This window comes from Thermodesulfovibrio hydrogeniphilus, from assembly GCF_054657355.1.
On the sequence record NZ_BAAHYW010000001.1, the window covers coordinates 804567 to 822709 of the forward strand.

An 18143-nucleotide genomic window follows, 5' to 3' on the forward strand; every position below is an offset into this window, starting at 1 on the left:
AGATGTCAAATATTGTCAGGGTAAACATTGAAGAAGAGATGAAGGTTAGCTACCTTGATTATGCGATGAGCGTAATCATAGGTAGAGCTCTTCCAGATGTTAGAGATGGATTAAAGCCTGTGCAAAGGCGTATTCTTTATGCAATGTTTCGTGAGGGACTTCTTGCAGGCAAGAAGTATTCAAAGTGCGCTGGTGTAGTAGGAGAAGTCCTTAAAAAATATCATCCCCACGGAGATCAAGCTGTATACGATGCTTTGGTGAGACTTGCCCAAGATTTTAATATGCGATATCCCTTGATTGACGGTCAGGGAAATTTTGGCTCAATTGACGGAGACCCTCCTGCAGCATACCGTTATACAGAAGCAAGGCTTACAAAAATAGCTGAAGAATTGCTTCAGGATATTGATAAAGAAACAGTTCCCTTTGTTCCAAACTTTGATGGCACAACAGAAGAACCACTTGTTTTACCAACAAGAATTCCAAATCTTTTGATTAATGGCTCCTCTGGTATCGCAGTTGGAATGGCAACAAACATTCCACCTCACAACTTAAACGAAACAGTTGATGCTTTGCTGATGCTCCTTGAAAATCCTGAAGTTACTGTAGAAGATTTAATGCAGGCTATTAAGGGACCTGATTTTCCAACTGGTGGAATTATTTATGGGACAGAGGGTATAAAAGACCTTTATCTTACAGGAAAAGGAGCTATTAAATTAAGGGCAAAGGCAAAAATTGAAAGAGAAGCAAAGGGTAAAAAGGCAAAGGAAGTTCCTCTGTTTGAGATAGAGCCAGAAGGAAAAGCTGTCAAAGAAAGGATAGTCATTACAGAAATCCCTTATCAGGTTAATAAAGCAAGGCTTATAGAAAAGATTGCAGAGCTTGTCAAGGAAAAAAAGATTGAGGGAATTACAGAAATAAGGGATGAGTCAAACAGGGAAGGTATCAGGGTTGTCCTTGAAATAAAGAGGGGGGAGATGCCTCAGGTTATTCTTAACAATCTCTACAAACATACACAGATGGAGACAACATTTGGTGCCATAATGCTTGCAATTGTTGATGGACAGCCTAAGATTTTAAATCTGAAAGAAACCCTCCAAGAATTTTTAAAGCACAGAAAAGATGTTGTCCTTAAGCGAACAGCCTTTGATTTAAGAAAAGCAGAGCATCAGGCTCATATATTACTTGGACTTAAAATAGCTGTGGAAAATCTTGATGAGGTAATATCAATTATTAGAAGCTCCCAAAATCCAGAGGAAGCAAGAACGAGAATTATGGAAAGGTTTCCTCTCACTCAGATTCAGGCTCAGGCAATCCTTGATATGAAACTTCAAAGACTTACTGGATTGGAAAGAGAAAAGATAATTCAGGATTACGAAGAACTTCTTAAGGAAATTGAAAGGTTAAAAGCCATCCTTGAAAGCGAAGAACTGGTAAAGAGCATAATCAGGGATGAACTAATTGAAATCAAAGAAAAATACGGCGATGAAAGAAGAAGTGAGATTGTAACTGAGACAAAGCAACTTGATGTTGAAGACCTTATTGCTGAGGAAGACATGGTGATAACTCTTACCCATCTTGGCTATATTAAAAGAACTTCCCTCAATGATTATAGAGCCCAAAAAAGAGGTGGAAAAGGTCTTACTCCAATGGAAACGCTATCCGATGACTATCTTGATGCTGTAATTATTGGTTCCACCCATAACCACATAATGTTTTTCAGTAATCTTGGAAGAGTCTATTGTCTTAAGGTTCATCAGATTCCTGAGGCAGGACGAGTCACAAAAGGAAAGGCAATTGTCAATATTTTGCCCCTTCAGGAGGGAGAAAAGATTACAACAGCCCTTGTATGCAAAGACCTTGAAGAGGGATTCCTTACAATGTTTACCAAAAAGGGTCTTGTTAAGAAAACATCCCTTGAAGAATTTAGAAATATCCGAAGCCGAGGAGTAATTGCTATTGACCTTGAATACGGTGATGAACTCATATCTGTAGTGAAAACCAGCGGAGAGAATCAGCTCATTATTGCAACAAAGGAAGGTATGTCCATACGATTTGATGAAAGAGATGTGAGAGCAATGGGTCGCTCTGCAAGGGGTGTAATTGGAATAAGGCTTTCAAAAGATGACGAGGTAGTATCAGGAGATATTGTTACAGAGGGCTCTTTTGTCTTTACAATTTCAGCAAAAGGAATTGGTAAAAGAACGCCTATTGAGGAATATCCTCTTCAGAGAAGAGCTGGAGTAGGTGTTATCAATATGAAGGTTAACGAGAAAACAGGCTCAGTCGTTGCTTCTATGCAGGTTAAAGAGGATGATGAAATCATTCTTTGTAGCAGTAGCAAAATGATAAGATTAAAAGTTTCAAATATTCCGTTGCGAGGCAGAAATACAATGGGAGTAAAGCTCATAGACTTGTCTGAGCAGGACTCTGTTGTAAGTGCAGGACGTATTTTAGAGGGGGAAGACAATGTCAATATATAATCTTGAGTATTTTTTTAATCCCAGAAGGATTGCGGTTATTGGTGCAGAAGACAAACCTGGCACAATAGGATATACAGTATTCAGAAATCTTATAGGTGAAGGTTACAGAGGTATCGTTTATCCTGTTAATTCAAAGTATGACTCTGTTCAAGGAGTAGAGGCTTACAAATCTTTAAGTGATATTTCAAAGGAGATAGACCTTGCCATAGTATCAACAGACTGCGGCTCAAATGTTATTGATGTTCTTGATGAATGCGGACAAAAAGGTGTAAAAGGAGTTATCCTTTTCTGCCCAGATTTTAGAACAAGAGTTAAAGATGCAATGCAGTTGGAGGAAAAAATTGAAAAAATACACAGAAAATATGGATTCCGACTTTTAGGTCCTAATACACTTGGTTTTATAAGACCGGGATTGAATATAAATGCAAGCCTTTACAGGAGAAAGATAAACAAAGGAAATATTGCTTTAATAGTTCAAAGTGCAACTTTGGCTGTTGCGCTTTTGGACAGAGCTGCTGATAAAAATATTGGACTCAGTTATTTTGTCTCCTTAGGCTCAGATATAGATATAGACTGTGCTGACCTTATTGATTTCTTTGGAGTAGATCCATCAACAAGGGCAATAGTAATATACATGCAATCAGTAAAAAATGGCAGGAAGTTTATGACATCAGCCCGTTCATTTGCCTTTACAAAGCCAATTATTATCGTAAAATCAGGAAAATTCGTTGAGTCCCTTGAAATTGCCCTTACCCATTCAGGACTACTTGCTGGTGAGGATAAGGTTTACGATGCTGCATTTAAAAGATCCGGTGCTGTAAGGGTGGATGAAACACTGGATTTATTTTACATAACAGAGACCCTTTCAAAGCAGAGAAGACCAAGAGGAAAAAGGCTTGCGATAATTACAAATGCTGGTGCTCCTGCAATAACAGCAGTTGATACCCTTTTAAAACTTGGAGGAGAACTTGCTGATTTTTCAGAGGAAACAAAAAAAGAATTAGAAGGTTCAGTTCCTACAAGATTTATAAGAAACCCTTTAGATTTAGTTTCCGATGCCAAACCTTCAGATTATGAAAAGGCTTTGAGAATTGTCCTGAAAGATAAAAATGTGGACGGAGCCCTTGTTATGCTGACACCTTCTTTGGGCACATCACCTGAAGAAACAGCAGAGATTGTTGCTAAAGTAGCTAAAGAAAATCCTTATAAACCAGTTCTTACTAATTGGATGGGTGCAGAACTTGTTTATGAGGGAAGAGAGATTTTAAATAAGCATGGAATTCCAACATTTGTTACTCCTGAACAGGCTGTAAGGACATTCATGTACATGTATAGATACGATTTTAACCTAAAACTCCTTCTTGAGACACCACAAACAATTCTTCAAGATGTAAAATTTGACACTGAAAGAGTTGAAAATATAATTGAAAGTGCAATAAATGAGAATAGAGCAATCCTAACATTTTTTGAAGCTGCCGAGATTTTATCTGCCTATGGAATTCCTGTTTTGCTCACTAAAAAAGCAGACAGCATTGAAGACCTGAAAAAAGCGATTTCTGAGATCGGATATCCGATAGTTCTAAAAATAGATACTCCAAAAATAATACATAAATTCAAGAAAGGTGGAGTTATTCTTGATGTTAGGGATGAACTTGAGGCAGTTGAAGGATTTAAATGGTTAAAAAGATTAGCAGAAGAAAACGGTGATCCCTCTGCTTCTGTAATTGTCCAACCTATGGCAAGCACCTATGGATATGAAATTGCATTGGGAGCAAAAAAAGACCCAACCTTTGGAGCGGTGATTTTATTTGGTACAGGTGGAAATCTTTTGGAGGCTTTGGAAGACTACTCAATAGGTCTTCCACCTTTGAACCAGACCCTTGCCAAAAGACTTATGGAAGAGACGAAGATTTACAGATATCTCACAAAATATCCACATTATGAGAATGTTATCCGAAGGCTTGAAGAGACGGTTGTAAGATTTTCTTATCTCATAGCAGATTTCCCTCAGATAAAGGAGTTTGACATCAATCCTGTATTTATTACGGACTCTGAAATTTTTGCCCTTGACTGCAGCATTATCCTTGATAAAACCGCGCCTAAGAAAAAAGCCCTTGTAAAGGGTGAGTTTTGCCCACCGCATCTGAGCATATGCCCATACCCTATTCATCTTTATAAAGAAGTTGAATTAAAGGATGGCACAAAGGCAATTTTAAGACCAATAAAAGCAGAGGATGAAGTGCTTTTTGCTGAGCTCTTTGGAAGGTGCTCTGAAAGAACTATCAGCCTAAGATTTTTCCAAAGAGCAATAGATGTAAGACACGAAAATCTCGTTAAATTCTGTCAAGTTGACTATGATAGAAACTTAGCATTTGTTTGCGTGATTAAAGAGGGTGATAAAGAAAAAATAATCGGAGATGTGAGAATAGGGCGAGACCCCGACGGATTTGATGCGGATATGGCTATTTTGGTTGAGGATGAATGGCAGGGAAGAGGTGTTGGAAAAGCACTATGCAGTTATGCAATTGAAGTGGCAAGGGATTTAGGTGTGAAGAGAATATGGATGGATATTCTGCGAATTAATACATACATGTTAGGTCTTGCAGAAAGATTAGGATTTGTAACTCACAAGGTAGAAGATGACAGTGTTAAGGTTCTTTTAAAACTTGAAAACGACTCATGAGTGAGCGATTGCTCATAGTTGATAGTCACAGCAATGAGGCAGAAAAATTAAGTCAGTATCTGCAAAAAGAAGGTTTTGTTGTTGATTGTGCTTATAGCTTTGAGCAGGGTTTAAATGCTTACTCTTCCTATTTCCACGACTTTGCGATTATTGAAATAGAATTACCAGATGGTGATGGGATTGAGCTGGCAAATAAAATCAAGAGTCTCAATCCTGATGCAAAAGTGATCTTAACCACATCTTATCCTTCAATAACAACAGCTCTTAAGGCTTTAAAATTAAAAGCTGAAGATTACCTAATAAAGCCCTTTGTCTATGAGGAAATAAAAGCATCTCTTATGGGCTTAATCAAGATTCCAAAAAGGGAACAAAAGAAAGAGCGTCCGTTTTCCTATAATGATAAAGAAGGGGAAATATGCTCAATTATCGGCGAGTCTTCAGAGATTAAGCTTTTACTTGAAAAAATAAAGAAAATAGCCAATACTCCTACAAATGTTCTTCTCTTGGGAGAAACTGGAACAGGTAAAGAACTTTTCGCAAGAGCTATCCATGAGGCAAGTTACAGAAGAAAAAAAAGCTTTGTAGCAATAAATTGTGCGAACCTGCCTGAGAATCTTCTTGAATCTGAGCTTTTTGGCTATCAAAAGGGAGCATTCACTGGAGCTGTTTCAGACAAAAAGGGACTCATTGAAATAGCTGATGGCGGAACGGTTTTTCTTGATGAAATAGGTGACATGCCCCTTTCTCTTCAAGCAAAGCTGTTAAGGGTTCTTGAGGATAAAGAAGTTCGTCCACTCGGTAGCACAATCAGTAAAAAAATTGATGTCCGAATTATCTCTGCCACCAATAAGGACTTACTTGATGAGGTAAAAAAGGGGAAATTCAGAGAAGATCTTTTTTTCAGATTAAATGTGGTTACATTTAAGATACCACCGCTTAGGGAAAGAGGCAAAGACATAGAATTACTCGCATATCATTTCATGCGAAAAATTGCATTGCGAATGGGGAAAAACCTTAAAAAAATACATCCAGAGGCTTTAAAGCGTTTTTATAATTATCCGTGGCCCGGCAATATCAGGGAGCTTCAAAATGTAATTGAGCAGGCTGTAATATTTGCTGAAGAAGACACAATTATGCCCGAGCATCTTCCAGAACACATTCAAAATCCTGAAAAGTTTTTTGGTAAACCGCAAGACATCCCTCTTCTTTCAATTGAAGAATACACAAAGGAATTTATCCTCAAATACCAATCAGTTTATACAGAACAGGAACTTGCAGACATACTTGGCATAACCAGAAAAGCGTTATGGGAAAAGAGAAAAAAGTGGGGCATCACCAAAAAATAAGTGTTACCTTTTTTTCAAGCAAAAATTACCAAAGGTAACATTCACATCTTTGCGTTTCAAGTAAAATCTTTATTTTAACCTTCCAATATTTTGGCATATTTTTTGTTACTATCCTTACATGTTTAAATTTTTCAGAAAAAAGGAGTTAGGCTCTGAAATCATAAACAAAAGGGAATTTATTGTTGTTGATACAGAACTCACAGGATTGGATGATAAAACCGATACCATAATCTCAATAGGAGCAATTGTAATGAGAGAAAAAAGCATATCAATGGGAGAGATTTTCTACAGGGTGATCAATCCACAGTGTAAACCAAAGGAAGAGTCTGTCTTGATTCACGAATTAACTCCATCTGAGCTTGAAAGATGTCCTGATATAAAGAATATACTCAGAGAATTTTTATCATTCATAAACAGTAGAACAATCGTTGGACATTTTGTTGATATTGATTTAAGATTCCTCAAAAGGGCAATAAAAAGATTACTCAATATTGATTTCAATCCTGAGGCAATTGATACATTTATTATTTTCAACTGGCTAATAGAGAGGGGACTAATCAATAGAAAGCACAAAGGAGCAAAAACACTTGCTGAAATTGCAGAGGTTTTTAATATAAAAGTTGAATCCCTACATGATGCTTTGTATGATGCCTTTATTACAGCGCAGATTTTTCAGAGAGAGATCTCGCTCGTTCAATCAATTAACTCCCGTTGGTTTGACTTTTTAAAAAAAATTGGAAAACCGCATGTATACGGATACATGTTTGGTCATTACGACAAAACATATCAATTTTAGGAGGTGTATTATGGTTAAAGGGGAAGTTTTGAATGCGTATTGGATGGAAAATAAGAGATTAATTATGATTACACTCTTTATTTGGGCAATTGTCTCATACGGTGCTACAGTAATTGCAGGAAGCTTAAATAATATCCTGATCTTAGGTTTTCCATTGGGATATTATATGGGTGCACAGGGTTCACTTATTGTTTTTGTTATTCTTAATATCATCTATTCCTCAAAGATGAATCAAATTGACAAAAAATATGAATTACACGAGGAGGATTAAAATGGCAATGGATGCTTGGACAAAACAATTAAGAAAAATATACGGAATTTACACCGGCGTATTTGTGCTTTTTGTAATAACCCTCTGGATTGCTGAGAGCATGGGATTAGAGCCTAAATACATTGGTTATGCATTTCTCTTTGGAACGATAGGGGTTTATGCGGCAATTGGCATTATCTCAAGAACATCAGTAGTAGCAGAGTACTATGTGGCAGGAAGAAAAGTGCCTGCTGTATTCAATGGTATGGCTACGGCTGCAGATTGGATGAGTGCAGCTTCATTTATTGGAATGGCTGGAGCCCTTTACAATCAAGGCTATGATGGTCTTGCATATATAATGGGATGGACTGGGGGTTATGTTCTTCTTGCGGTTCTGATAGCTCCGTATCTTAGAAAATTTGGACAATACACAATCCCTGACTTTCTTGAAGCAAGGTATGGAGGCAAGCTTCCAAGATTCATAGGTATTATTTCAGCTATCATCGTGTCATTCACATATTTGACTGCTCAGGTTACTGGAGTTGGAATAATAACAAGCAGATTTATCGGAATTCCCTTTGAAGCAGGCGTATTTATCGGACTTGCTGGTATTCTTGTTTGCTCATTTTTAGGAGGCATGAGAGCAGTTACATGGACACAGGTTGCCCAGTATATAATACTGATAATTGCTTACATGATTCCTGTTGTTGCCATATCATACAAGCACACAGGTGTTCCAATACCGCAGATCATGTATGGACAAGCTTTGCAGACTATTGAACAAAAACAATCTGCCCTTAAGAATGACTTAAAGGAGATAGAAGTTAGAAATATCTGGAAGAGCAAGGCAGATGAGCTTAATGCAAAGATTAAGGGACTACCAGAAAGCTGGCAAAAAGGCAAAGCAGAACTTGAAGAAAAGCTAAAAGCATTACCTGCGGAAGACCCAAAGAAAGCTGATGTTGAAAAAGCTCTCAAGGCTTATCCAAAATCTCCAGAAGAGGCAAAGGAGAAATGGACTGCCGCGATGAAAGAAGCACAAGCAATGGCAAAACCACCAAAGTCTTATGTCCAGCCTCCTACTGATTCAAAGGGTATGATTAATTTCCTCGCATTAACATTCTGTCTGATGGTTGGAACAGCAGGACTTCCCCATGTTCTTATGAGATTTTACACAACTCCAACAGTTCGGGAGGCAAGAAGCTCAGCTGCATGGGCTTTGTTCTTTATCTTCCTTCTTTACTTTACAGCTCCAGCCTATGCTGCCTTTGCAAGGAGTGAGGTTTTGACAAATATTGTTGGACAGGCTTTTAGCTCCCTTCCTGCATGGGCTGCAAAATGGGCAGGAGTAGGCTTAATTTCAATTAAAGATTTAAACGGCGATGGAATTATTCAGTTCGCAGAGATAATAATTAAACCTGATGCTGTTGTTCTTGCCACCCCTGAAATAGCAGGACTACCCTATGTCATTGCAGGACTAATTGCAGCTGGCGGTCTTGCAGCAGCTCTTTCCACTGCTGATGGGTTGCTTATTACCATCTCTAATGCTATTTCCCATGACCTTTATTACAAGATGATTAATCCCTATCTTTCACCCTCTGCGAGAGTTAAAATCGGAAAAGCTCTTCTTCTTGTTGTAGCAGCTATTGGTGCTTACGTTGCAAGTTTCAAACTTGCTATTATAGTTGAACTTGTTGCATGGGCATTCTCCCTTGCAGCGGCTACCTTTTTCCCTGCTGTTGTTCTTGGAATTTGGGACAAAAGAATGAATAAGGCTGGTGCTGTAACAGGCATGTTTGTGGGACTTGCCTTGACACTCTACTACATGATAGGAAGCAGATTTTACGGAGTTGATTGGTTTGGAATAAAAACTGTTGCCTCTGGAATTTTTGGACTTCCTGCAAATATAATAGTAGCATTGATTGTATCAAGGCTGACAAAGTCACCGGAAGAGGACTTGCAGAAATTCGTTGACAATATAAGATATCCAAAGGGTGCTGTGAAAGCAGGTGCTGAGGAATGACGGTAAAAATTTTTATCAACTATACTCTTGCTTTCTTTATGTGGCTCGTCATAGGACGAGCCATTCTTTCCTTTTTCATAAAGGACCCACATAATCCTATAATGGCATTATTCCTAAAGGCTACTGAGCCTTTATATAAAATATTCAGAAAGATTTTTCCAAAGGCAACAACAGTTTTCGTCCTGATTGCTCTTGTCTTGCTTCGTATTTTAACCGTAAAATATTTGTGATTTATGATGACAAAGGAAACTCTGAAGCAAATATATCCATTTAGTAGTCTTACTGATGAGGAAATTGAAAGTATTATTGCAAAATCAGAAGTTAGAACCTATCCAAAGGGCATGGTGCTTTTTACAGAAGGGAGCAAACCCCTTGATTTTCTTTATGTTATTCTCAAAGGAGAAGTATTTCTTGAAAAAAAGAATCAGCTAATTGCCCATCTGAAAAGCGGTGACATATTTGGATTTGTATCTCTCATGAGCGAAATGCCGCCTGTATCCACGGCGAGGATTGTTGAGGACAATACAGAAATTTTTCTAATAAAAAAGGAAAAATTCAGAAACCTTCTCTCAAAGTATGAGACTTTTACCAAATACTTCACAAAGGAGCTTGCAAGTAGAGTCCATAAAACACCTACATCAAGAAGTACATTCCATCTTGAAAGGCTGCTTGATGTAAGGATAAGGGATTTGAAAATTAAGGAGCCAATTTTGATACAGGGAAATTTTAACATTACAGAGACAGCAAAGACAATGGCAAGCCATGACTCTACCTTTTGCCTCGTTCAAAAAAATGAAGAAATAGGTATCATTACAGAAAGAGACATCATCAAGAAAGTGCTTGCAAAGGAACTTGACCCTCAATCAGTAAAAGCAAAGGATGTTGCGACTTTTCCAATCATTTCAATGGATGCCTCAGAACCTCTTTTTAATGTCCTTCTTACAATGGCAAAACATGGGATTAGAAAAGTTGTTGTGAAAGACGCTGGTGCAATTTGGGGAATTCTTGATGACAGAATCATTATTTCTCATGAAAGCAAAAATATTTTATTTCTTATCAAAGAAATTAACAGTGCAAAAACTATTGAAGAGTTGGCTTATCTTTATAGTCTTTTCAACGAGAGTGTCATAGAGGGAGTTTTGTCAGGGTTAGACCCCGAATATGTTGGAAAATATATAGCAGAGCTAAATGATCACTTCATGATAAAGGTTGCTCAGCTTGTTGAGGAAGAATTAGGCAAGCCAACATGCCCTTATGTTCTCTTAGTGATAGGTTCTGAGGGCAGAAGGGAGCAAAGCTTAAAAACAGATCAGGACAATGCATTAATTTTTGATGATAATGCTGGAGCTGAAAGTTACTTTGAAAAATTTGCGAAGAAATACATAGATTATCTACTTGAGATAGGATTTCCACCATGTCCAGGCAATGTTATGATAAGCAATGCCTATTGGAGAAAAAGCAAGAAAGAGTGGTTTAAAGAGATAAATAAATGGATGGAAAATCCTAAGCCTGAAAATGTATTAAGCATAAGTATATTTTTTGACTTCAGGAATGTTTACGGAGATGAGAACCTTGCAAATGATTTGTGGCAGTTTATCTTTGAAAAAATTAAAGTATCCAAACATTTTTTGCCATTCCTTGCATCAGAGGCAATAAAATTCAAACCTCCTCTGGGATTTTTGGGAAAGCTACAGACAGAAAAGGAAGGCAAGCATAAGGGCGAAATAGATATAAAGAAATATGGAATTTTCCCAATAACTCAAGGGATCAGGGTGTTGTCGTTGGAAAATGGAATTAGAACCACAAACACCTTTGAAAGGATAAGAAGTCTTAGGGATTTATCTGTTTTCACTGAAGAATTTGCAAAGGATTTGGAAGAAGGTCATAAATTTTTGATGACATTACGGCTAAAATTTCAAGCTAAAGAGATAAGACAAGAAAATGAGCCAGACAACTTTATTAATCCTCATGATTTATCAAAGACAGAAAGAGATTTGTTAAAGAACATTTTCAGGCGAATTAAAGAATTTCAAAAACTCCTTTTTGACAAATACAATTTAAGATATTTTTCCTAAATAAATTAAGCTATTAATATATAAAATCTTTTTGAGTATGTAAGTGCAAACCTCATCGTTTATTCTTTTCATCATTGCGTGCCCCTTTTTCGTCATAGCGAGAGTCTTCCTTACTCGTCATTGCGAGGATGCGCAGTGCCAGAGGAAATCTCGTCTTTTCACTTTCAAAGGAATGAGATTGCTTCGGCATCCCTTCAGTCTGCCTCGCAATGACCCCCCTTTTTCGTCATAGCGAGGTCGGCACGCCTTCGGCTCACGACAGTCCTTTCTCCATCATTGCGAGGGTGTGCCAGCACCCGAGGCAATCCCTGAGATCACTTCGGCTTGCTTCGCAAGCCTCGTGATGACAAAAGAGAACGTCATTGCGAGGCACCCACCACCTCTGTTATTGCGAGGAGCGATAGCGATGAAGCAATCCCTGTTGCGAACGTCAGCGAAGCAATCTCCTCTTTTCACTGGTTTTTTATCTCATCAAAATTCAGAATATCCATATAATCCCACTCTCTCCAGCCCATCACATAGATACCTTTTCTACTTGCATAATGTATTACATCCTCTGGAAAAGTTATACTCCCAAATATTATTATCAGAATCTTTCCCTCATACTCTGGAAAAAATTCAAAAAAGCTCTTTGCCTTCTCCTTTATCTCGTCAACATCTATAATTCTCGGAGTTGATTTGACTTCAATCATAAATACCTTGTCTTCACATGCTGCTATAGCATCTACTTCGTAATTTCTGCCATTATTCCTTCTACGCATTCTCTGTCCTTCCATTTTAACTTCACATTCAAAGTATTTGGAAATCACTGGACGAAGGGCTGGTGAGATAAGGTCTTCCACAATAGTGCCCATCTTTTTGGCAAGATTGCTCCACTCTTTGTTCTTCTTTCTGCTTTCCTCTTTCATCTCATCCCTGAAGGCTTTCATCTCATCCTTGAAGGCTTTCATCTCATCCTTGAAGGCTTTCATCTCATCCTTGAAGGCTTTCATCTCTTCTTTGAATGCTTTCATTTCATCTTTGAACGCTTTGAATTCAATTTGGTTTTGCATCTGGAGATTGTAAACTTTATTGAACTCAATGCCAACATTAGTGATGAATTCCTCAAGAACCTTTTCAAGATTGGTGACCCTTTCTTCTAATACAGGCATAATAACCTCCAAAGAGGAATATTTATTTCTATTTTATCATAGTTTTTCAAACTAAAATCGTGCGATTTTTAAAATCAGAGTCATATTGTAAATTTTTGCTTCACCCTATTCACATTATTGATTGTCATCCCTCTTATTCGTCATTGCGAGGGTGCGCCACTTCCTCGTCTTTGCGAGATTTTTTATTCGTCATTGCGAGGGACGAAGTCCCGAAGCAATCCCTGAGATCACTTCGGCTTGCTTCGCAAGCCTCGTGATGACAAAAGAGGGATCATTGCGAGGTTGCCCCCCTTTGTCGTCATCGTATGATAAATATATGGACACTAAACAGGGATAAGTTAAAATAAAAGGAAGAAAGAAGGTGGGCAAGGACGATTTGTCATAGGTCTTAAAGACCGTTCGCAATGTTGTCCACCACCTTCTCCCTTCCCTTAAGCCTGAACGGAACATTAGGCTCAGACAGCCTGAATGAGTTCCCACGATGATAGGATAAGGGAAGAAAAAACAAAAAAATCAAATGGAGGAAGAGAAATGTGTGGTTACTATATTAAAATGTCATCTGTTTTTACTAAATTGAAATGTCACATATATGTTAACCTCCTTCTTTTAGGCAAGCAATCTAAAGGAAGGAGGTTTTATGGAGAAAAAATACATTTTTACGGAGGAAGAGTTGAAGAGGTTTGAAGTAATGAATCAAGTCTTATTAGGCTTTTTAACCCTTAAACAAGCTTAGGAGATATTAGGGTTGAGTTACAGACAGGTTTTAAGGCTAAAGGAGAGGTTCAAGTTTCAGGGTTTTGAGGGACTTTTAAGGAAAATACCTGAGCCACCCACAGCCCTAAAGATTGACTCTTCCGTCAAGGATGAGATCATAAGCTTGAAAAAGTCTTTGTACTGGGATTTCAACATACTTCACTTTAAGGATAAACTTAAGGATGTTCATGACATTAACTTAAGCTATGAAAGTATAAGAAAGATCATTGCTGTCCAAAATAATCTAAACTCAAAAAAAACATCCGCATAAAATAAGACTTTTGGACAAGAAAATTTGCTTTTTCAAAATCAGGTTACCCCCCTTTCTTTTTATTTGCTGTCCAATTAAACAAGTCTAAATTTTAACTGTTCTATTTGAGGCTCAATTTGCGGTGTCTCTGTCGGTTTATTTATCCATTCCCATAAATTCCTATATGTAAATAGGTTTAGTCTCAACAATGCAACTAGATTACTTAATGACCATCCAAATGTTGATAACTCTTTCAGATACTTCAGTATCAGTATCGCTATTAATGCCGTCCATATCTGTATCTTAAGTGCATTCGCTGATGTCCCTACACCCCACTGCATCAACTTTTGAATAAAAAAATTTTAAAATCAATGAGTTATAATTTTTAGATTAGCCTACAAAATTCTCTCGCACTTTCGTAAGTTCTGAAAATCTTATCCCCTACTCCCAATATTCTAAGTATCTTTTTATGTTCCTCCTTAGCTTTGCTCATAATCCTTATTTTCTCCCCCTCTATCTCAAAACCTCCTATCCCTATCTCATAAAATTTGTCCAAACACTTCTTCAGACTGTTTTCTTTGCTCTCCCTTAACCATCCTTTCTCCTTCAACTCATCCATTAGCCTGTTTAACACTGTCTGGGCTACCACACATAAAAATATATGCGTCCTTACTCTCCTGTCTTTATAATGATATATCGGTCTTATCTCTACAAAATCCTTTAACTGCTTGAATGCATCCTCCACTGTCTGTAATTCCTTATACTGCCTCTCTATCTCTTCATCTTCTTCCTTTATTAATGTCGTCTGCAAAATATACTTCCCACACATATCATATGCCTTCTTTATAGCTTCTTGCTTTGCTATTATCTGAAATCTGCCTTCTTCGTATCTGAAATCATAATAATTCTCAGCTCCACTTTTTGTCAGTTTCCTCTGCGCCCTCCTCAGTATTTTCTCCCTGTCTCTTAGCTTTCCTCTTTCTACCATCTGCCTTACTTTTTCCAATGCCTCCCTGCCCCTTTTAAGTATACTTTCCAATGTCTCCCTGTCATGGCTTTCTCTGTATTCAGACCCACATAGTACATATCTGCTCTTTACCCCTTCCTCTTCACTTATATAGATGGTCACTGGCAACTCCTTCTGAAATATATCTAACTGTATACCCCTCTGCTCTACCATTTTCTTTGCTTCCCTAAATCTCATCGCTAATATGTAGTTTATCCCCTCTCTCTCAAGATACTCTATATTCTGTAATGTCACCATCCCCCTGTCTCCTATAAATACTGCCTCCTTGATGTCGTATCTCTTCTTTAACTGACTTATTAGTCCCTTTACTGTCTCCTTATCTGATATGTTGCCTTCTATAACATCAAAATGCACTGGAAATTTATTCTCGTTCAAACATAAACACAACAATACTTGCTTTTTATCGGGCTTCCCATCCCTTGAGTATCCATATCTTGCAAGCCCCAGAGGTCCTTGACCCTCAAAGTATACTGAGGTAATATCATAAAGCAACAACTTTGTCCCTTGTGCTCCCGTCTTATAAAAATCATCTAACACATTATCCATCTTCTCATACAACTTGTCCATTGCCCTGTATATCTCATTTACATGCATATCCTCTTCCCTTAAATCAAACAGTTCCATAAAACCACTTCTTCGTATCCATCCCACTGATGCATACTTACTCCTTGGCTCTATTATCCTGTTAAGCACTACTGCCAAAAGCAAATCTCTTACCTTCTTTGGAAAATGCCTTAACCATCCCAGAAATCCTATCTTCATCATAAATCCTAACAGTAACAGTATATGCCCTACTGAAGTTGCATCCTCAAAAAACTTGTCTTTGTCCACTACAACCTTTTTCTCAGGTGACTTAAGCAGTTGCCTTATTTTGGAAATAAGAGGCTCACCTAAGTGAGTGATATTGGCAATTTTTTCATGCCTAACCTTTTTAGTTTTTTTGTCTCTGTAAGCTTTAGATATTTCGTAGGTTTTGTATTTTTTACCTTTTTTTGTTGACCAAGATTCTTTTACGAACATAGTTACCTCCTTTTTTATTTAGCATACAAAAATTAGACAAAAAAGTCAATATTTAAGGGAATAAATAGGCAAAAATAATGAAATTAGGTTAGACTACAAAATTGAATGAAAAAAGATATAACTTATTGAATTATAAAGCTTTTGATATTTTTAAAGGCTGAAAATTGATGAAGTTGGGCTTAAAGACGCTTCAATTATTCCAAAAAATATAGCGATAGAAAACTTAAAACAATTAAAACCATTTAAAAAATAGACATTTTTACTGTAATTGCGAGCACCAGAGGATGATGCGTGGCAATCTCGTCTTTTCCTCTCAATTCTTAAGCTTTACGTCTTACTAAATTAAGAAACTCCTTCGCCTTTGGCTTGCAGTGACGGTGTGGATAATTGACATGCCATCGCTCGTAACAGGGGACTCGCAGTGACGAGTGTCTATCTCTATTTTCTGATTTAATGCTTGCCTTGACAAATAAATATCCGAAATGATTAAATTTTCAAAAAAGGAGTTAAATAAAATGCAAAGAATTTCAAAATTTAAAGTAATTGAGTTGGCATCTACTACAGGTGATGTTTCTGGTTATGACCTTTCAGGCATTGACCTCAGTGGAACTGAGCTTATCGCTGTTAATTTTAAGGGATGTAAATTTACAGGTGCCAAACTTAATAGTGCGAATTTTTCTCTTTCCAACTTTGAAGATGCTGGTTTATCAGGCTGTGATTTGAGCAGTTCAAATTTTGCAGGAGCTAATATGAAAAACGCAAATCTCGTCAACGCTGATATGAGTTTCTCATCCTTTGTTGGTGTTGATTTCTCTGGAGCAAATCTCATAAAAGCAAATCTGAGTGCTTCCCACCTTCTTCACTCTAATTTTGAAAATGCAAAATTAAGTGGAGCAAAGTTAAGACAGAGTGATTCTACTCTTGCAAATTTCAGCAAAGCTGACTTAACAGATGTTGATGCCTTTGCAGTAACATTGACAGGTGCTAATCTTTCTGATGCTATTCTTCAGAATACTGTATTGGATAAGGCAGATTTAAATGCAGCTAATTTATCAGGTGCAGACCTAAAGAATGCCTCTTTGTTAGATGTTAATTTGAATGCATCAAACCTATCAAACACTGATTTGAGAGGAGCAAGACTGAGAGCTACAATTCAAACAAGAGCAAATTTTGAAGGTGCGAAAAGGGATTAAAAAACTCTATCCGTATCTTTCCTCTTTCCAAGGGTCTGCAGAGTTGCTGTATCCTCTCTGTTCCCAAAATCCAAGCCTGTCCTCTTTCATAAACTCTACTGCCTTTACCCACTTGGCACTCTTGTAGGCATATTTTTTAGGAACAACAAGCCTAAGAGGATAGCCATGCTCAGGAGTCAATGGCTTTCCTTCACATTCATAGGCAAATATTACATCGTCATCCATTGCAACTTCAATTAGAAGGCTTGTTGTATAATCGTTTTCAGCAATAATGTCTACAAATTTTGCCTCAGGAAGAGGTTTTACCAATTCAGCAATAATTTTAAATTTTACACCTTTCCAAGTTATATCAAACTTTGACCAACCAGTAACGCAGTGAAAGTCAGCAGTAATTACTGAACTTTCAAGCTTAAGAAATTCTTCAAATGTAAGAATTAATGGGTTTAAAACCAATCCAGTAACTTGAAATCTCCAGCTTCTGATGTCAATATACGGAACTGTTCCATAATGAAGTGCTGGAAAGTCTTTGATTAATCTTTGACCTGGAGGAAGTCTATCTTTTTTTGCCTCAGACATCTCTATGCTCCTTTAATTTTTTTACAATCTCTCTAATAAAGTATGGCAGGTCTGATGGCTGTCTGGATGTGATAAGATTTCCATCAACGATAACCTCTTTGTCCTCATAAATTGCTCCTGCTTCAATGAGTTCCTGTTTGACTGTTCTGTAGCATGTTGCATGCTTGCCCTTGATTGCTCCTGCTGATATCAAAATTTGAGGTCCATGGCATATAGCAGCAACTGGCTTGTTTTTGTCCATAAAATATTTAGCTATCTCAACAACTTTTTTGTCCTCTCTCAGTACAGAAGGAGCTTTCCCTCCGGGTAGAATCAATATTTCATATTCATCTGGATTTATATCATCCACAATTTTTGTTACCTCCACCAAATAGCCATGTTTTCCTTTAATCTTATCCTTTGTAATGGATGCAACATCAACTTTGATGCCCTCTTCTATTAACCTATAAAAGGGAACAAGCAATTCAGTATCCTCAAAGTTATCTGCACTAATAATTAAGGCTTTCATTTTCACACCTCT

Annotated in this window: 15 protein-coding genes; 10 read left to right on the forward strand and 5 right to left on the reverse strand. The window is 37.4% G+C overall.

Annotation, left to right across the window (positions count from 1 at the left end; translation table 11 throughout):
* The first annotated feature begins 2 nt into the window (after positions 1-2).
* The 8 genes from gyrA to ACYQ3P_RS04120 all read left to right on the forward strand — a co-directional run bounded on the left by gyrA (position 3) and on the right by ACYQ3P_RS04120 (position 11653).
* Positions 3-2480: a DNA gyrase subunit A gene (gene gyrA, locus ACYQ3P_RS04085; protein WP_460176670.1), complete on the forward strand. Its 2478-nt coding sequence runs from the start codon at positions 3-5 to the stop codon at positions 2478-2480.
* The gene (locus ACYQ3P_RS04090; protein WP_460176671.1) at positions 2467-5163 is read left to right on the forward strand and encodes a bifunctional acetate--CoA ligase family protein/GNAT family N-acetyltransferase; all 2697 of its coding nucleotides are present in this window, start codon (positions 2467-2469) and stop codon (positions 5161-5163) included. Before gyrA ends, ACYQ3P_RS04090 begins: the two co-directional genes overlap by 14 nt.
* On the forward strand, positions 5160-6509 hold the full coding sequence (locus tag ACYQ3P_RS04095) for a sigma-54-dependent transcriptional regulator (RefSeq protein WP_460176672.1): 1350 nt from the start codon (positions 5160-5162) through the stop codon (positions 6507-6509). Before ACYQ3P_RS04090 ends, ACYQ3P_RS04095 begins: the two co-directional genes overlap by 4 nt.
* Positions 6510-6627: 118 nt before the next feature.
* Positions 6628-7305 (forward strand): 3'-5' exonuclease, encoded by a 678-nt coding sequence (locus ACYQ3P_RS04100; RefSeq protein WP_460176673.1) that lies wholly within the window; start codon positions 6628-6630, stop codon positions 7303-7305.
* Positions 7306-7315: 10 nt separating this feature from the next.
* Positions 7316-7576, forward strand: a complete 261-nt coding sequence (locus tag ACYQ3P_RS04105) for a DUF4212 domain-containing protein (RefSeq protein WP_460176674.1) — start codon at positions 7316-7318, stop codon at positions 7574-7576.
* Position 7577: 1 nt separating this feature from the next.
* The gene (locus tag ACYQ3P_RS04110) at positions 7578-9578 is read left to right on the forward strand and encodes a VC_2705 family sodium/solute symporter (RefSeq protein ID WP_460176675.1); all 2001 of its coding nucleotides are present in this window, start codon (positions 7578-7580) and stop codon (positions 9576-9578) included.
* Positions 9575-9808 (forward strand): YggT family protein, encoded by a 234-nt coding sequence (locus tag ACYQ3P_RS04115; RefSeq protein WP_460176676.1) that lies wholly within the window; start codon positions 9575-9577, stop codon positions 9806-9808. The genes ACYQ3P_RS04110 and ACYQ3P_RS04115 overlap by 4 nt, the downstream gene beginning before the upstream one ends.
* A 6-nt stretch (positions 9809-9814) precedes the next feature.
* The gene (locus ACYQ3P_RS04120; protein ID WP_460176677.1) at positions 9815-11653 is read left to right on the forward strand and encodes a putative nucleotidyltransferase substrate binding domain-containing protein; all 1839 of its coding nucleotides are present in this window, start codon (positions 9815-9817) and stop codon (positions 11651-11653) included.
* A gap of 452 nt (positions 11654-12105) precedes the next feature.
* On the opposite strand, the gene ACYQ3P_RS04125 is transcribed toward ACYQ3P_RS04120, so the two are convergent.
* Positions 12106-12804 carry a hypothetical protein gene (locus ACYQ3P_RS04125; RefSeq protein WP_460176678.1) on the reverse strand — a complete coding sequence of 233 codons (699 nt, stop codon included), beginning with the start codon at positions 12802-12804 and terminating at the stop codon, positions 12106-12108.
* A gap of 745 nt (positions 12805-13549) precedes the next feature.
* Here ACYQ3P_RS04125 and ACYQ3P_RS04130 point away from each other — a divergent pair.
* Positions 13550-13828 (forward strand): hypothetical protein, encoded by a 279-nt coding sequence (locus ACYQ3P_RS04130; protein WP_460176679.1) that lies wholly within the window; start codon positions 13550-13552, stop codon positions 13826-13828.
* Between the two features lie 74 nt (positions 13829-13902).
* Here the strand turns inward: ACYQ3P_RS04130 and ACYQ3P_RS04135 are convergent, their stop codons facing one another.
* Both ACYQ3P_RS04135 and ACYQ3P_RS04140 read right to left on the reverse strand, forming a co-directional pair.
* Positions 13903-14148: a hypothetical protein gene (locus tag ACYQ3P_RS04135; protein WP_460176680.1), complete on the reverse strand. Its 246-nt coding sequence runs from the start codon at positions 14146-14148 to the stop codon at positions 13903-13905.
* Positions 14149-14192: 44 nt separating this feature from the next.
* Positions 14193-15854 carry an IS1634 family transposase gene (locus tag ACYQ3P_RS04140; RefSeq protein ID WP_460176681.1) on the reverse strand — a complete coding sequence of 554 codons (1662 nt, stop codon included), beginning with the start codon at positions 15852-15854 and terminating at the stop codon, positions 14193-14195.
* A 515-nt stretch (positions 15855-16369) separates the two neighbouring features.
* Here ACYQ3P_RS04140 and ACYQ3P_RS04145 point away from each other — a divergent pair.
* Positions 16370-17047 carry a pentapeptide repeat-containing protein gene (locus tag ACYQ3P_RS04145; protein ID WP_460176682.1) on the forward strand — a complete coding sequence of 226 codons (678 nt, stop codon included), beginning with the start codon at positions 16370-16372 and terminating at the stop codon, positions 17045-17047.
* Positions 17048-17053: 6 nt separating this feature from the next.
* Here the strand turns inward: ACYQ3P_RS04145 and ACYQ3P_RS04150 are convergent, their stop codons facing one another.
* On the reverse strand, positions 17054-17623 hold the full coding sequence (locus tag ACYQ3P_RS04150) for a sulfite oxidase-like oxidoreductase (protein ID WP_460176683.1): 570 nt from the start codon (positions 17621-17623) through the stop codon (positions 17054-17056).
* Entirely contained in the window at positions 17616-18131 is a 516-nt protein-coding gene (locus ACYQ3P_RS04155) for a type 1 glutamine amidotransferase domain-containing protein (protein WP_460176684.1), read from the reverse strand. The genes ACYQ3P_RS04150 and ACYQ3P_RS04155 overlap by 8 nt, the downstream gene beginning before the upstream one ends.
* Positions 18132-18143: the final 12 nt, after the last annotated feature.

Bases quoted from the DNA above. Each gene is read 5' to 3' on its own strand.
- gyrA (WP_460176670.1), top strand. From the start codon at position 3: ATGTCAAATATTGTCAGGGTAAACATTGAAGAAGAGATGAAGGTTAGC.
- ACYQ3P_RS04090 (WP_460176671.1), top strand. From the start codon at position 2,467: ATGTCAATATATAATCTTGAGTATTTTTTTAATCCCAGAAGGATTGCG.
- ACYQ3P_RS04095 (WP_460176672.1), top strand. From the start codon at position 5,160: ATGAGTGAGCGATTGCTCATAGTTGATAGTCACAGCAATGAGGCAGAA.
- ACYQ3P_RS04100 (WP_460176673.1), top strand. From the start codon at position 6,628: ATGTTTAAATTTTTCAGAAAAAAGGAGTTAGGCTCTGAAATCATAAAC.
- ACYQ3P_RS04105 (WP_460176674.1), top strand. From the start codon at position 7,316: ATGGTTAAAGGGGAAGTTTTGAATGCGTATTGGATGGAAAATAAGAGA.
- ACYQ3P_RS04110 (WP_460176675.1), top strand. From the start codon at position 7,578: ATGGCAATGGATGCTTGGACAAAACAATTAAGAAAAATATACGGAATT.
- ACYQ3P_RS04115 (WP_460176676.1), top strand. From the start codon at position 9,575: ATGACGGTAAAAATTTTTATCAACTATACTCTTGCTTTCTTTATGTGG.
- ACYQ3P_RS04120 (WP_460176677.1), top strand. From the start codon at position 9,815: ATGACAAAGGAAACTCTGAAGCAAATATATCCATTTAGTAGTCTTACT.
- ACYQ3P_RS04125 (WP_460176678.1), bottom strand. From the start codon at position 12,804: ATGCCTGTATTAGAAGAAAGGGTCACCAATCTTGAAAAGGTTCTTGAG.
- ACYQ3P_RS04135 (WP_460176680.1), bottom strand. From the start codon at position 14,148: ATGCAGTGGGGTGTAGGGACATCAGCGAATGCACTTAAGATACAGATA.
- ACYQ3P_RS04140 (WP_460176681.1), bottom strand. From the start codon at position 15,854: ATGTTCGTAAAAGAATCTTGGTCAACAAAAAAAGGTAAAAAATACAAA.
- ACYQ3P_RS04145 (WP_460176682.1), top strand. From the start codon at position 16,370: ATGCAAAGAATTTCAAAATTTAAAGTAATTGAGTTGGCATCTACTACA.
- ACYQ3P_RS04150 (WP_460176683.1), bottom strand. From the start codon at position 17,623: ATGTCTGAGGCAAAAAAAGATAGACTTCCTCCAGGTCAAAGATTAATC.
- ACYQ3P_RS04155 (WP_460176684.1), bottom strand. From the start codon at position 18,131: ATGAAAGCCTTAATTATTAGTGCAGATAACTTTGAGGATACTGAATTG.